This window comes from Acidovorax bellezanensis, assembly GCF_025421555.1.
Taxonomy (GTDB): domain Bacteria; phylum Pseudomonadota; class Gammaproteobacteria; order Burkholderiales; family Burkholderiaceae_C; genus Comamonas; species Comamonas bellezanensis.
The window spans coordinates 595,311-608,481 of the sequence record NZ_JAODYH010000004.1; the positions used below are offsets into that span (position 1 = coordinate 595,311).

At 64.9% G+C, this 13,171-nt stretch carries 11 protein-coding genes; 2 read left to right on the plus strand and 9 right to left on the minus strand.

Annotated elements, in window-relative coordinates; all coding sequences use genetic code 11:
- Positions 1 to 85: 85 nt before the first annotated feature.
- Together N0K08_RS10945 and N0K08_RS10950 are read right to left on the minus strand one after the other, a co-directional pair.
- Complete coding sequence (locus N0K08_RS10945; RefSeq protein WP_261500342.1) at positions 86 to 2,452, minus strand: DNA polymerase II; 2,367 nt, start codon at positions 2,450 to 2,452, stop codon at positions 86 to 88.
- A 137-nt stretch (positions 2,453 to 2,589) separates the two neighbouring features.
- On the minus strand, positions 2,590 to 2,847 hold the full coding sequence (locus tag N0K08_RS10950; protein WP_261500344.1) for a hypothetical protein: 258 nt from the start codon (positions 2,845 to 2,847) through the stop codon (positions 2,590 to 2,592).
- Between the two features lie 148 nt (positions 2,848 to 2,995).
- Between N0K08_RS10950 and N0K08_RS10955 the strand changes: the two genes are divergently transcribed.
- On the plus strand, positions 2,996 to 4,843 hold the full coding sequence (locus N0K08_RS10955) for a hypothetical protein (protein ID WP_261500345.1): 1,848 nt from the start codon (positions 2,996 to 2,998) through the stop codon (positions 4,841 to 4,843).
- A 124-nt stretch (positions 4,844 to 4,967) separates the two neighbouring features.
- On the opposite strand, the gene N0K08_RS10960 is transcribed toward N0K08_RS10955, so the two are convergent.
- On the minus strand, positions 4,968 to 5,948 hold the full coding sequence (locus N0K08_RS10960; protein ID WP_261500347.1) for a Bug family tripartite tricarboxylate transporter substrate binding protein: 981 nt from the start codon (positions 5,946 to 5,948) through the stop codon (positions 4,968 to 4,970).
- Positions 5,949 to 5,967: 19 nt separating this feature from the next.
- Positions 5,968 to 6,519, minus strand: a complete 552-nt coding sequence (gene uraD / locus N0K08_RS10965; RefSeq protein WP_261500348.1) for a 2-oxo-4-hydroxy-4-carboxy-5-ureidoimidazoline decarboxylase — start codon at positions 6,517 to 6,519, stop codon at positions 5,968 to 5,970.
- Positions 6,520 to 6,621: 102 nt separating this feature from the next.
- Between uraD and N0K08_RS10970 the strand changes: the two genes are divergently transcribed.
- A complete protein-coding gene (locus tag N0K08_RS10970) occupies positions 6,622 to 7,551 on the plus strand; it encodes a LysR family transcriptional regulator (protein WP_261500349.1) in 930 nt (309 codons plus the stop codon).
- A gap of 7 nt (positions 7,552 to 7,558) precedes the next feature.
- On the opposite strand, the gene N0K08_RS10975 is transcribed toward N0K08_RS10970, so the two are convergent.
- The 5 genes from N0K08_RS10975 to N0K08_RS10995 form a co-directional block, all read right to left on the minus strand.
- Entirely contained in the window at positions 7,559 to 8,206 is a 648-nt protein-coding gene (locus N0K08_RS10975) for a bifunctional 4-hydroxy-2-oxoglutarate aldolase/2-dehydro-3-deoxy-phosphogluconate aldolase (protein ID WP_261500350.1), read from the minus strand.
- Complete coding sequence (gene edd, locus N0K08_RS10980) at positions 8,197 to 10,005, minus strand: phosphogluconate dehydratase (RefSeq protein ID WP_261500351.1); 1,809 nt, start codon at positions 10,003 to 10,005, stop codon at positions 8,197 to 8,199. Before edd ends, N0K08_RS10975 begins: the two co-directional genes overlap by 10 nt.
- Positions 10,006 to 10,267: 262 nt before the next feature.
- Complete coding sequence (locus N0K08_RS10985) at positions 10,268 to 11,278, minus strand: TRAP transporter substrate-binding protein (protein ID WP_261500352.1); 1,011 nt, start codon at positions 11,276 to 11,278, stop codon at positions 10,268 to 10,270.
- A gap of 70 nt (positions 11,279 to 11,348) precedes the next feature.
- Positions 11,349 to 12,629 (minus strand): TRAP transporter large permease, encoded by a 1,281-nt coding sequence (locus N0K08_RS10990; RefSeq protein ID WP_261500353.1) that lies wholly within the window; start codon positions 12,627 to 12,629, stop codon positions 11,349 to 11,351.
- A 12-nt stretch (positions 12,630 to 12,641) separates the two neighbouring features.
- Complete coding sequence (locus N0K08_RS10995; protein ID WP_261500355.1) at positions 12,642 to 13,148, minus strand: TRAP transporter small permease; 507 nt, start codon at positions 13,146 to 13,148, stop codon at positions 12,642 to 12,644.
- Between the last annotated feature and the right edge of the window lie 23 nt (positions 13,149 to 13,171).

The following is a 13,171-nucleotide window of genomic DNA, read 5'->3' on the forward strand; positions in this document are numbered from 1 at the left end:
GCATGCGGCCGGGTCCATGGGGAACCCCAACACCAGGGCGGCTTTGCCACGCGGCGAGAAAGCGCAGCCGGCGCCGCGCACGCTCTTAGAACAGGTCTTGCTGGGAAGTGGTCAACGCCGTGAAGCTCTCGCCGAAGGGGAAAAGAATGGCATCTGCAATCGGCTGGAGTTGCTTGAACAGATAGTGCTCGTAGTCGATCCCGCTCTGGCGGGCTTCCAGCGGCTCCGGTCCGCTGCGGGTCATGACATATTCAATCCAGCCGCCGTTCTGGTATTGATGGGGGCGCCCCACGGCGGCGTTGTGCAGGTCGGCAATGCGCGCCGCGCGGACTTGCGGCGGGACATTGACCTCGTAGGCGTCCAGGCGATGGCGCAGCCGCTTGCGGTAGATCAGCAGGTCGTCCTTTTCGCCGGCCAGCGTAGCCCGCGCATAGGCGGTCACGAACTCGCGGTGCGGCTCATCGTGGAAGATGCGCGTCAGCAGCCCCTCCTGGAACTGGCGGGCCAGCGGAGTCCAGTCGCTGCGGGCCATCTCCAGACCCCGGTAGACCATTTCCTCCTTGCCGCTGGCATCCAGGCTCAGACCCGCATAGCGCTTTTTGCTGCCGATGTCCGAGCCACGGATGGTCGGCATGAAGAACTTCTTGTAGTGGGTGTCGAACTCGATCTCCAGGAAGTTCTCCAGCCCTTGTTCCTCGCGCAGCGTGCGGGTCCACCAGGCGTTGATGTCGCGCACCAACTCGGCCGCCACGGCGTGCGCTTCGTCATTCGTGTGGGCGCGCTTGAGCCAGATGAAGATCGAGTCGGTGTCGCCGTAAATGGCTTCATACCCCTTGCCCTCCACGAAGGTCCGGGTGAGCTTCATCATCTCGTGCCCGCGCAAGGTCACGGCCGAGACCAGCTTGGGGTTGAAGAACCGGCATTCGGTCGCGCCCAGCACCCCGGCAAACGAGTTCATCAGCAGCTTCAGTGCCTGGGACAAGGGCTCGTTCTTGACCCGCTTGGCTTCGTCGCGCGCCTTGGATAGCGTGGTCACGATTTCCGGCAGACAGTGCTTGTCGCGCGAGAACAGGGTCTGCTGGGGCCCGGACACGCCCGTTCCTGCATCCGCCAGGTGCATGCCTTCGGCCAAACCCACGGGGTCGACGAGAAAGGTGCGGATGATGGACGGGTACAGGCCCTTGTAGTCCAGCACCAGGACGGAGTCATAGAACCCGGGCTTGGAGTCCATGACATAGCCCCCCGGGAAGGCTTTGGTCTCTATCTCGCCCACGTTGGGCGCGACGTAGCCTTGGCGGTGCATGCGCGGCAGGTAGTGGTGGCTGAAGGCAGCGATGGATCCGCCGAAGTGGTCGGCCTGCAGGCCCGTGGTCTGGGCCCGCTCCAGGACGAACTGCAACAGCTTGGCTTTCTCGAAAATGCGCAGCACCAGCTCGCAATCGCGGATGTTGTAGACGGCCAGCGCGGGCTTGTCCTGCTGATAGCGGCGCTCGATCTCGGCCATCTTGTCGTAAGCGTCGCCTATGGCCTTGCCTTCGCCCAGCAGCGTCTGCGAGACATTCTCCAGACTGAAGGAAGGAAAACTCCACACCGCCGCCTTCAGCGCATCGATGCCGTCGATGACCAGCCGGCCCGGTGTGGGCGCGAACAAATAGTCTGGCTTGCCCGGATGGGTACGCCATTGGATGGGCTGGCGGTCGCGGCCCAGCAGCAGCTTCACACCGCAGTCATCGGCCGTCTTTTGCAGCACCCGCAGGTCGAACTGGATCACGTTCCAGCCGAGGATGACGTCGGGGTCGTTGCGCTCGAACCAGGCGTTGAGCTGCTCGATCATGGCCTTGCGTGTGGCGCAGTAGATGAGCGCGAAGTCCTGAGCGTCACCCGCCTCAGGCGGCGGCTCCCCCAGCATGAACACGACGCGCTCCGCCGTGCCGTCCAAGGCAATCGAGTACAAGTCCTGGTGCTGGCTGGTCTCGATGTCCAGCGACACGAGCTTGAGCACCGGCCGGTAGTCGGACGCAGGCTTGAGTCGGCAGTCCACGATGGACGCGCCTTCGGTGCGGCCAGCTTCGATGTGAACCCCCGCGGTGATGAAGCGCTCCATCAAGTAGCGGTCATGGGGACGCACATCGGCTTCCAGCAGTGCAATATTCAGCGGCTGAAGAACGCGCGCGAGTTTGCCCAGTTGCCGAAAATGCGTCGCGTAGACACCGATGACCGGTTCCTGATGGAAGGTCCGCAGCGCCAGCGGACGCAGCTGCATGCGCGGAAAGGCCGCGAGTTGTGCCGCTACCGCTGCCCTGTGCCGTGCCGCGACGAAGGCGACCGAGGTCTGAGCGGCGATCACCACCTTCCTGGGCCCGGCCTCGGTCGCCAGCCAGAACTCGATTTCCGTGCCAGCCGGAGCATCCCGCCAATGGCGGGTGAGGATGAAACCCTTGGATTCGGTCACGGCAACGGCGGGTCGGATTCTTGGGCGCGGCGCCCGGTACAGACTATGGAGTGGTGGGGCGCTCTTTCGCAAGAGCTCCCCTTGGCTCAGTATACTGTACGAAACAACAGCTCAGACCGCCGACTGCGCGCTTGCGCCTACCACTGCGCCTTCACCCCGATCGAGGCCTGGACCCCGCTCTTGACGCGGTTGTCGCCGCCGTTGGCCCAGAGCTTGCCCAACTCCGCATAGAAGCTGGTTCTTGGGTTGATCCGCAGGCTGGCACCGGCGGCCATCTCGGTGGCGGTGTAGCCGCCCTTGGCCTGGATGTCGGTCGTGCCGCCTTCCTTGCCGAACAAGGCTTTGCTGGAAGCTGCGTGTGGGAGCAGCCACTGGCGCAGCGCTTGCGCACCCACGCCCAGAGGATGCTCAAGATCTTGATCCGAGCCGGCCCCTTGCGAGGCCGTCGTTCAACTCGAATCATCCAACCCTGCGATCCAGTGCTTCAAGAAACAGCGATCCAAGCTAGGATGAAGGTATCGATACGTTACCGAAAGCCTTTGCATGATCCAAGCGCGTTGTAAGCCGGTCATCATCGTCGCGTTCGCACTTGCTCTCAGCGGTTGCGACAAACTGTCGGCAAGCTTTACGCCTGCCGCAGAGAGAATCACAAAGGCCTTCCCGCTTCCCGATGACGTCACTCTCGCGGCCTCTCGGTTCATCGAGTCTGCGGCCCTGGATGGTGATCAAGCTGCGGCGAAAGACCGCCTTGAGAGGATGATGCAAGTCAGAGCGCTGACGTGCACATCCGCGATCAATATTGGTCGCTTCGACTCGCCGGAGGATATTCGTCGCAAACCTGCCGATGCTGATTGCTTCAAGAAGCAGGATGCGGATATCCGCGAGTGGATCGGTTTCCAGCGCATAGCAGCGCTGCTATCAAAGCCTCCCCTCGCCCCTTTGGCGGAACTCGGCGCGCTTCGGGCGCTCCCCTCATACGAAGAGGTTACGACCGGCATCGTCACGTCCGCGCAATCGAATGTCGCGCTGGTGCAAGGCAGCCGCGGAAGCATCACGGCAGTCCGCCTACCGGATGGAAAACCGATCCAGACCATTCGAGAGCAGAGATTCAACTCGAATGCCATCATGCTCTCCCCTAATGGCCGGGTAATGATCGCCCAAGCGGAAACGGGGCGATCGATCAATGCCTATGACATCGAGTCCGGCGCGTTGATATGGAGTTCCGAGCAATACCGCTCACTGGTCTCTTGGCTTCCCAAATCCAGGGCGCTGGTGATGACACGGGGAGGTCCAGAATCTGGCACCGTCGTGTTGAATCTGGTGAGCGGAAAAATAACGCCATACACGGCCTCCATCAGACACCCGCGTTGGGCCATAGACGTCCCGGGGGGCTCAGATCGCCAGATCCTTGGTGGTGACTCTGGCGTAGCGTTGATGGACCATGTCAAGGAGGCTGACGGGAGCATCCTGTCAACGCAAGTGCAATTCTGGCCGACAACCAGAACGCTCAGTTCGGGAAGACCATTCCTGATGAGCAACGGCACAAAGCTCCTGTATGTGAGCCATCCGGGTCTAGGTTGGTTGAATATGGCGACCGGCCAAAGCGGTTACCTGGATATGAGCCTGCTGCGCGCGGGAAACTTCGCGCAAGTCAGCGATACCACCCTGATCTACTCGACGCCCAAGCCTGGAGCCATGCACATCAGAGAGGGGCGGGCTCTGGACGTCGAAAGAATGACCACGGCACCGGTCCTCCACTACGACAACAACCTAGGAGGGATTCTGTCGCTTTCACCGAGGGTCGGTTTTATGCAGAGAGGAAACTTTGCCTCGGTGGGCGACAAGGTCGAAGTCGGCGACGCCATGGATCTGCAGCAAGCCATCTCCGCCGCGAATCTTGAGGTGCAACTAGAGAAACTGCAGCAGGCAAAAATGCAGGAGGCGCAGACTCGACAGGACGCGCCTGCTCCGACGCCCCTGCTGGCGAACATACCGCCCAACGCCCAAGTCGAGGTCATTGGGGTGTATGAGTCGAAGTATGGCGTACACCGCGCTGGTGCGGGGCGTACGGCCGGGCCGGTTCGGGTCAGCATCACGTCCTCTTCGACACCCTTGGTGCTGGTTCTGAGCAGCTATGAGCCGGTGCGCTGGATTGTCGACAACCCGGGCCAGCGCAAGATCTCAGCGGTCCTGGTTTCCGGCTATCACGACTCAGCGGTCATCGGCACTGGCGGGGCTCAGGTGCTGAAAATCGGATCGGGGTACGCCTACAAGATCAACAGTCCGGAGTACCGAGAGCTCAAGGCGAGCGTAGCGCGGTACCTCTCCCATCCGATTCGCACATTCCAGGGCACATACGCTGGCGAACTTTTTACGGTGACCGGCTCCTAAGCTGCGCAAGCAGCTCTGCCCAAGGCTTCTCGCTCCAACGAGACCTCATTGCCGGCATGGGGCTAATGCCCAGATTCAAAAAGGGCCTGCTCGTTCGCACGCGAGGCCCAGTGCGTTGCCGCCCCTATTGCGGCACCAGCCCCGCGGCCTTGACCAGTTCCGCATGCAGCGCGATCTCCTGGGCGATGGTCTGCTGGAACTGCTCGGGCGTGGTGGGCGCCATGTCCATGCCGATGTCATGCAGCTGCTTTTTCACGTCCTCGCTCTGCAGGATGGCATGCACCTGGCGGTTGAGCTGGTCGACCAAGGGTCGGGGCAAGCCCGCGGGCGCCAGCAGGCCTATCCAGGTCTGCATGACCATGTTGGGCACGCCTGCTTCACGCATGGTGGGCACGTCGGCGATCAGGGTCGATCGCTTGTCGCTCATCAGTGCCAGCGCGGTGAGCCTGCCCGACTTGAGGTAGGGCAGCGCCTCGGGCAAAGGTGCAAACAGCAGGTCGACGTTACCGCCCATCAAGTCGTTGATGGCCAGCGCACCGCCCTTGTAGGGCACATGGGTCATGCGCACCTGGGAGCGGGTCTCGAACATCAGCGCGGCCAGGTGCTGCGGGCTGCCGTCGCCCGAGCTCGCGTAGTTCAGGCTGGCGGGCCTGGCCTTGGCGGCGGCCAGCAGCGCGCCCACGTTGGCAAACTTCTGCTTGTCCTTGACCACCAGCACCATGGACTGGTTGGCCAGCTTGGTGATGGGCGCGAAATCGGCCTGGGGGTCGTAGGGCAGCTCCTTGAAGATGCTCTTGTTGGTGGTCAGAAAGGAGGCGGGAGAGGCCATGAGGGTATAGCCGTCGGGCGCGGCCTTGGCCACCACCGGCAGGCCGATGCGGCCCGAAGCCCCCGCCCGGTTGTCCACCACAAAGGGCTGGCCGGTGACGGCGGCCAGCTTCTGGCCGACCAGGCGCGCAATGATGTCCACCCCGCCGCCCGCGGGCAGCGCCACGATGAGTTTCACCGCATGGTCGGGATAAGGGCCTTGGGCGCCAGCGGGTAGCGCCGCGGCCAGCAGGCCCAGAGCGCAGGCCAGAAGAGAGAGTCTGCGTCGAGTGTTCATGGGGAGCTCCGGTGGTGGATCAGGAAGTGAGGGACAGGCTGGCCGTGGGGAAAACATCGTTCATCAAGCGGTCCAGCCGCAAGCGGGTGATGGCGGAAATCTCGTCGAGGGCCGTGGCCAGCTCGGTGGCCCTGCCCTGCCGCAGGCGCTGCTCGAAGGCGCGCAGTGCCGAGTCGCGCGTGTGGCGACGGATGCAGAGGATGAACGGGAAGCCGAAGCGCGCGCGGTAGGCCTGGTTGAGCGCGTTCCAGCGCGCGGCTTCCTGCGCGCCCAGTTGCGCCAGCGCCAGCGAGCCCTGCTCGGCAACCGAGGCATCGGTCATCGTGCCGCGGCGCGCGTCTTCACCGGCCAGCTCCGGGTGTCCCGCGTAGAAGGCGACGCGCTCGGGTTCGTCCAGCGCAGCGACCACGCCCACCATGGCCGCGTGCAAGGCGTCCACGGTTGCGAACGGGCGCTGGTCGACAACGCCTTGGCTCACCCAGGGCGCATGCTCCCAGATGTCGGCCAGCGCCGCGCAAAAGGCTTGGGGCGCACAGTGGTTGAGGCATTCCAGGCGGGATGGTGTGGTCATGAAAGCCATCATAGGGATGCAACTCATTGCCGGCCATCACCATTTTTGCAATGCTGCGTACGTAAAATCAGTACGCACATTCCAGACTTCCTGCCCTCCTCCATGCGCCATTTGCTCGTTCCCGCCGCACTGCGCTACGCCGACCAGGTGGCGCGCTCAGGCTCCATCCAGAAGGCCGCGCGCGAACTCCACGTCGCGGCCTCGGCCATCAACCGGCAGATCCTGCATCTGGAGGAAGAACTCGGCGTGCCCTTGTTCGAGCGGCTGCCGCGCGGCATGCGGCTCACGCCCTCGGGCGATGCGCTCATCACCCTGGCGCGCCATTGGCTGCAGGACGAACGCGGCGTGATCGCCGAGATCCGGCGCATCCAGGGGGTGCACCAGGGCCATGTGTCGCTGGTGGCCATGGACAGCCATGCGACCAGCGTCATGCCGGCCCTGGTGCGGGAAGTGGGTGTGCAGCACCCGCTGGTCAGCCTGTCCATCGATCTGGCCACGCCCGACGATGCGGAGGCCGCGCTGCTGACCGGCCAGGCCGATCTGGCCGCCATCTTCAACCTCAAGCCGCGCCGGGAGTTGCTGGTGCTCTGGAAAAGCGCGCTGCCGCTGGGTTGCGTGGTCGCGCCCGGGCACGCGCTGGCGCAGCGCGAGACGGTGAGCATCCAGGAAGCCACGGCCTACCCGGTCGCGCTGCAAAGCAAGGCGCTGACCATACGCCGCTATCTCGAGGCGCAGTACGACTGGCTGTTCAAGGAGCCGCGCCGCTTCACCGAGACCAATTCGCTGCAGCTGGTCAAGCAGCTGGCGCTCGCCGGCCAGCATGTGGTGTTCACCTCCGAGCTGGACGTGGCGCCGGAGCTGGCCGCGGGCCAGCTGGTCTTCATCCCGGTGCGCGACCGGGGGGCCGAACCGCAGGAGATCACCGTGGCCGTGGACGCGACCAAGCCCATGGGGCCTATCGTGAAACTGGTCTCCGAGCGGCTCATCGCCGTGCTGCAGGACAGCCTGGCGGCGGCACGCGGCGCCGCCTGATCAGGCCTCAGGCCCGCTGCAGTTGCGCCGCTTCGCGCGCCAGCGCCGTGATCCGTCCCCAGTCGCCCTGGGCCAACGCATCGGCCGGCACCAGCCAGGAGCCGCCGACGCAGGCCACGTTGCTCAAAGCCAGGAAATCGGCGGCGTTGCCCGGCTGTATGCCGCCCGTGGGGCAGAACTGCACGTCGCCGAACGGGCCCTGCCAGGCCTTGAGCATGGCCAGGCCGCCGGCCTGCAGGGCCGGGAAGAACTTCAGTGCCTGCAAGCCATCGGCCTGGGCCATCATGATTTCGCTGCCGGTGGCCACGCCGGGCAGCAAAGGCAGGCCCAGCGCCTTGCAGGCTTCGCCCAGGGCCGAGGTATAGCCTGGGCTCACGGCAAAGCGGGCGCCGGCGCGCTCGGCCGACTTGGCATCGGCGACGCTTCGCACCGTGCCCGCGCCGACCACGGCTTCGGGCACTTCGCGGGCGATGGCTTCCATGCAGGCCAGGGCCTGGGGCGTGCGCAGCGTGACTTCCAGCATGCGAATGCCGCCGGCCACCAGGGCGCGCGCCATGGGCACGGCGTGTTGCACTTCGTGCAGCACGATGACGGGAATCACGGGCGCGTCGCGCATCACATCCAGCGCCGTCAATGTTGGGTTGTTTACAGCCACGAGCAGGCTCCTTCTTCCGCGCTGAGCGCATTGCGCCGGAAACCGGCAAACAGTTCACGGCCAAAACCCAGGCCGTTGTCCTGGGCCAGCTCCGCCGGCATGGTGGCGGGCGTGCGCGCCTGCCATTCGGCAGCGTCGACCAGCACATCCAGCGTGCCGGTCACGGCATCCAGGCGCACCATGTCGCCGTCCTGCACGCGCGCCAGCGGCCCACCGGCCTTGGCTTCGGGCGAGACGTGGATGGCGGCCGGCACCTTGCCCGAGGCGCCGCTCATGCGGCCGTCGGTCACCAAGGCCACCTTGAAACCCTTGCCCTGCAGCACGGCCAGCGGCGGCGTGAGCTTGTGCAGCTCGGGCATGCCATTGGCCTGCGGGCCCTGCCAGCGCACCACGCAGACCACGTCGCGGTCGAGTTCGCCGGCCTGGAAAGCCTCCTGCAGCGCGGCCTGCGAGCCGAAGACGCGCGCCGGCGCCTCGATCACATGGCGGTCCTCGGGCACCGCCGAGACCTTGATCACGCTGCGCCCCAGGTTGCCGTGCAGCAGCTTGAGGCCGCCCGTGGCGCTGAACGGCGCGCTGGCCGGGCGCAGCACTTCGCTGTCCAGGCTGTCGCCGATCTCGGCCCAGCGCAGCTGGTGCGTGGCGTCGCCCATGGGCAGGCGCGTGAATTCGCGGATGCCGCCGGGGCGCACGGTGAACACGTCCTCGTGCATCAGGCCGGCATCGAGCAGCTCGCGGATCACATAGCCCGGGCCGCCCGCGGCCTGGAACTGGTTCACGTCGGCGCTGCCGTTGGGGTAGACGCGGGCCAGCAAGGGCACGACGGCCGACAGTTCGGAGAAGTCGTTCCAGTCGATCTGAATGCCCGCGGCGCGCGCCACGGCCACCCAGTGGATCAGGTGGTTGGTCGAGCCGCCGGTGGCCAGCAGCGCGACCATGGCGTTGACGATGGCGCGCTCATCGACCACTTGGCCGATGGGTGCGCAACCGGGCTGCAGCACGCTGCGCGCGGCTTCGCGCGTGAGCTCCTGGCGCAGCGCCTGGCCGGGGTTGACGAAGGCCGTGCCGGGCACGTGCAAGCCCATGGCTTCGAGCAGCATCTGGTTGCTGTTGGCCGTGCCGTAGAAAGTGCAAGTACCTTCTCCGTGGTAGGCCGCGGATTCGGCGGCCATCAGCTCGGTACGCCCGACCAGGCCCTGGGCTGCCTGCTCACGCACCTTGGCCTTGGCGCTGTTGGACAGGCCGGAAGTCATGGGGCCCGCGGGCACGAACACCGTGGGCAGGTGGCCGAACTGCAGCGCGCCTATCAGCAGGCCGGGCACGATCTTGTCGCACACGCCCAGCAGCAGCGCCGCGTCGAACACGTCATGGCTCAGCGACACGGCCGTGGCCATGGCGATCACGTCGCGGCTGAACAGGCTCAGCTCCATGCCCGGCGTGCCCTGGGTCACGCCGTCGCACATGGCCGGCACGCCGCCAGCCACCTGGGCCGTGGCGCCGTGCTTGCGTGCTTCGTCCTTGATCAGATCGGGGTAGTGCTGCAGCGGCGCATGGGCCGACAGCACGTCGTTATAGGCCGTGACGATGCCGATGTTCGGCGCGCGTTCGGCGACGATGCGCAGCTTGTCGTTGCCCGGCAGGCCGGCGAAAGCGTGCGCCACATTGGCGCAACCCAGGCGCTGGGCGCCGGGCGGGCGCTGGGCCATGGTCTGCAGGCGTTGCAGATAGGCGCCGCGCTCAGTGGCGCTGCGCTCGCGGATGCGGTGCGTGACCGCGGCAACGGTGGCTTGGAGTGTCATGCGAAATCTCCCATCTCCCAGGAATTGCGGTTCCGGGGAGGGGCTAATGAAAATGGCGTCTGGCGTGCCAGAACCGGGAATCACAGAGGCGGCAGCCGCAAAGCGTTTTCACGCGAAGCGGACCATCCATCCTTCGACATCAGGGCGAACAGCCCTTTTTGCGTTCACCCTGATGTCGAAGGGCGCTTTACCGAAAAAACGCCCTGGATCCAGAGCGGCCTGCGGTCCAGACCCAGGCCTGGACCGCGCCGCGCATGGCGGATTACTTGGCGGCGCGCATCTTGGCCAGTTCGTCCTGGGTCTGCTTCCACAGATCCATGCCGACGTTGGTGGCCACGGTGGCGTTCACCTGGGTCAGCTTGTCGCGCATGCGGCCGGCTTCGACGGCCGACAGCTGGTTGATCTGCATACCCTTGGTCTTGAGGTCGGCCAGCGCCTTGGTGGCTTCCTCGCGCGTGTCCTTGCGCTCGAAGTCACGGGCCTTCTTGGCGGCGTCCAGCAACACCTTCTGCTCGTCCTTGCTCAGGCCGTCCCACCACTTCTTGCTCACCGAGACGATCCAGGGGCTGTAGACGTGGTTGGTGACCGTCAGGTACTTCTGCACTTCATAGAACTTGCTCGACACCACGGTGTTGAACGGGTTCTCCTGGCCGTCGACGGCCTTGGTTTCCAGCGCGGTGAACAGCTCCGAGAACGGCAGGGGCACGGCATTCGCGCCCAGGGCCTTGAAGCTGTCGAGGAAGACATTGTTCTGCATCACGCGCAGCTTGATGCCGTTCATGTCTTCCAGCTTGGTCACGGGGTGCTTGTTGTTGGTCAGGTTGCGGAAACCGTTTTCCCAGTACACCAGACCGACGATGCCCTTGGGCTCGAGCGTGGCACGCACCTTGTCGCCCACGGGGCCGTCGAGCAGCGCGTCGGCTTCCTTGGTGTTGTTGATCAGGAAAGGCGTGTCCCACAGCGCCATCTGGGGCGCGATGCCGACCAGCGTGGCCGTCGAGCCGACCATCATTTCCTGGGCGCCGCCGATCAGCGCCTGCTGCATCTGCGTGTCCGAACCCAGCGAAGCGTTGCCGATGGCACGCACTTTCATCTTGCCGCCCGTGGCTTTTTCCACTTCCTTGGCGAACAGGCGCACGGCGCGGCCCTGGTTGGAGTCATCCACCAAGCCGTAGCCGAAACGCACGATGCGCGGCTTGAAGTCCTGGGCCTGCACGGCGCCAGCGGCCACCAACGCGGCCAGCGTGCCGACCAAAGCAAATTTGAAACGCATGATTATCTCCTCGGGTTGTTGTAGGGAGCGCTCTGCTCCGGTTCGACGAAAAAAGTCAGGGTGGATGCCATCAATGCATCCATTGCAGTGGCGCCAGCACGATCTGCGGGAAGATCACCAGCAGCACGGCCAGCAGCACATAGGCCAGCAGGAACGGCGTCGTGCCCTTGATGACGGTTTCCATGCGCAGCTTGCCCACGCCCGCCACCACGTTCTGCACCGTGCCCACGGGCGGAGTGATCAGCCCGATACAGCCCACATAGATGAACATGAAGCCGAAGTACACCGGATCGATGCCCGCCTTGACGGCCAGCGGTGCGCACACCGGGCCGAAGATCAGGATGGTGGGCGTCAAGTCCATGGCCGTGCCCACGACCAGCAGGAAGACCATCATCAGCGCCATGAACAGCATGGGGTTGCCCAGCAGGCCCGAGAAGCTGTCGGCCAGCATATTGGGCAGGTCGGCCAGCGTGATCATGTAGGCCGTCACCGTGGCGGCGCCGCACAGGAACATCACCACGGCCGTGGTCTTGGCCGCGGCCAGGAACACGCTGTACAGCTTGCTCCAGCTCATCTCGCGGTAGATCACCATGGACACGAACAGCGCATAGACGGCGGCCACCACGGCCGCTTCGGTCGGCGTGAAGATGCCGCCCTTCAAGCCGCCCAGGATGATGACCGGCATCATCATCGCCCAGAAGCTCTTGGCCAGCGTCTTGATCCGCGTGCCCCAGGGCATGCGTTCGCCGCTGCGCAGCTGGAACTTGCGCGCGATGGTCCACCAGGCCACGATCAGGAACACGCCCATGATCAGGCCGGGCACGATGCCCGACAGGAACAGCTTGCTGATCGAGGTATTGGTCGTCACGCCGTAGATCACGAAAGGCATGGACGGCGGAATGATGGGGGCGATGATGCCGCCCGAAGCCAGCAGCCCGGAGCTGTAGCTGTCGGGGTACTTCTGGTCGCGCATCATGGGCAGCAGGATGGTGGCCAGCGCGGCGGTATCGGCAATCGCCGAGCCGCTCATGGACGCCAGCAGCACGGCCGCGCCAATGGTCACAAAGCCCAGGCCGCCACGGATATGGCCGACGAAAGCGCTGGCCAGGTCGATGATGCGGCGCGACAGGCCGCCCGCGTTCATCAGCTCACCGGCCAGGATGAAGAAAGGCACGGCCAGCAGCGGGAAGTTGTCGAAACCCGCCTGCAGGTTCTGCGCCAGCAGCTGGGTGTCGAAAAAGTCCAGGTGCCACATCAAGGCCACGCCGGTCAGCACCAGCGACTGGGCAATCGGCATGCCGATCACCATGCCGCCGATCAGCACAAACAGGAAAATGAAAGTCACAAGCATGCTGCCAGCTCCTTATTCGATATCGAGAACGGAGCCGTCATGCGAGGGCTCGGGTGCACCGCGGCGCAGATCGCGCAGTGCCACCACCAGCATGCCCACGGCCAGCACCAGGGTGGCCGCCGCGCCCAGCGCCAGCGGATAGCCCATCACCGTGCTGTAGCTGGCCATGCCGGCCTGCACCTGGGCCCACGAGCCCCACAGCAGCAGCAACATGCACACCACCACCAGCGCCTGCGTCAGCCAGAACAGCAGCTTGCGCACTTGGGGGCTGACGCGCGACGTCACCATGTCGAAGCCCAGGTGGCTGCACTCATAGGCCGCCACGATGGAGCCTATGGCCACCAGCCAGACGAACAGCAGGCGCGAGATTTCCTCGTACGAGACCATGCTGGTGTTGAACACATAGCGCAGCACGACGTTGACGAACACCGCCACCACCATGCCGGCCAGGGCCAGCACCATGAACAGCTCGGCCACGCGCTGCAGGCGCGGCTTGGGCTTTTGGGTTTCTGAACTCATGGGAGATTCTTTCTGAAAGATAA